The following is a 1,154-nucleotide window of genomic DNA, read 5'->3' on the forward strand; positions in this document are numbered from 1 at the left end:
TCGGTGAACCCATCGACTGGATCCGCGCTGAAGACCTCGTTGAGGTAATTGACGATTGGCTGCCGGCCGCTCGAAGTGAAGTCAAATCCGTCGACGCGCTCATCCGCATCCTGCGAAAACTCCCGGAGGAAGTGCAAGTCACCCGTGGCGTCTCCTGGGTTTCCAACCTGTGCATTCAAGATGGGCGTGTCACGGTCAAGCAGTCGTGGCTTTCGAACAACTGGCTCAAGGAAATTCGTAGAACGGCCGATGAACTCGACGAGTTGGATGAGTGGCAGATTCTCGTCGACTCCCTAGTCGTCGCTGGCAACGAGGGGCTGGCGCCGTACAGTAGATGATGCCTCAGATTCCCTGCCCGTCCTCTCTTGAGTCTTCCGGATCTACAGCGAGTACTGACAGTGGATCTTGATCAATGAGCTTCTTGAGAGTGGACACCGATCGGGTGACGGCCTGACCCATGCAGGCGAGGACCACTGCAGGGAAAAGGCCGGTCAGCCCCACAGGGTCGTTCACTCTCTGGGGCGGCCGCTGAAGAATCTCAGTGACCCGAACACAAGAACTTGACTGGGAACGTAGCGGCTCAGGGCGTCCGGACCGGCCAGGTGGAATACCCCGGCCGCGTCGGACTGCGCGAGCTCCCACAGGGCAGCGGCCAGAACCTCGACGTGCACCGGGCATCGGATGTCGTCGGTGAACAGGACGCCGTCGCCGGTCCCGTCCGCCAGGGCGTGAACCGCGCGCTCATGCGTACGCCAACGACCTTGGCGCCGCCGCTAGCCTTGTCGCGGTCACCGCCCGTTCGAACCGGTCCAAGTCGGACTTTGATCCGGCCCAGTGGCTGCCGCCGGCGGCTGAGGCGTACTGCCGCTACGTCGCCGAGTGGGTTGGCACCAAGCTCCGTTGGATTCTGTCGGTGGACGAGGCTGAGGTGGCGGCGCTGCGCGAGGTGGCAGACGGCTGTCCGGACCGGACCGTGACGTACGAACTGGCCGCGTAGCTGGCTTGTGCAGCCCCCAATGCTGCCGTCTCCGTATTGCTTTCAGGGGCTGACGAAGTCCGCAGCGGTCCCGGCGCCGGGTGACGGTGCGTGGGTGGGTAGGACAACGACGCCTCCCTCACCAGGACCCGGCCGCACACGAACCATGCCCCCGGCC

At 63.8% G+C, this 1,154-nt stretch carries 1 protein-coding gene and 2 pseudogenes; 2 read left to right on the forward strand and 1 reads right to left on the reverse strand.

The genetic code is table 11. The features are described from left to right. On the forward strand, window positions 1–338 hold a 338-nt coding region (locus ACFW2E_RS47430; protein ID WP_384478527.1), incomplete at its 5' end, for a hypothetical protein. A gap of 234 nt (window positions 339–572) precedes the next feature. Here the strand turns inward: ACFW2E_RS47430 and ACFW2E_RS47435 are convergent. Further along, a pseudogene (locus ACFW2E_RS47435) lies at window positions 573–746 on the reverse strand (dTDP-4-dehydrorhamnose reductase); the annotation flags it as partial. Here ACFW2E_RS47435 and ACFW2E_RS47440 point away from each other — a divergent pair. Then, window positions 737–997: pseudogene (locus ACFW2E_RS47440) on the forward strand (HNH endonuclease); the annotation flags it as partial. The pseudogenes ACFW2E_RS47435 and ACFW2E_RS47440 overlap by 10 nt on opposite strands. Window positions 998–1,154 lie beyond the last annotated feature (157 nt).

This window comes from Streptomyces sp. NPDC058964 (genome assembly GCF_042741275.1).
GTDB lineage: Bacteria > Actinomycetota > Actinomycetes > Streptomycetales > Streptomycetaceae > Streptomyces.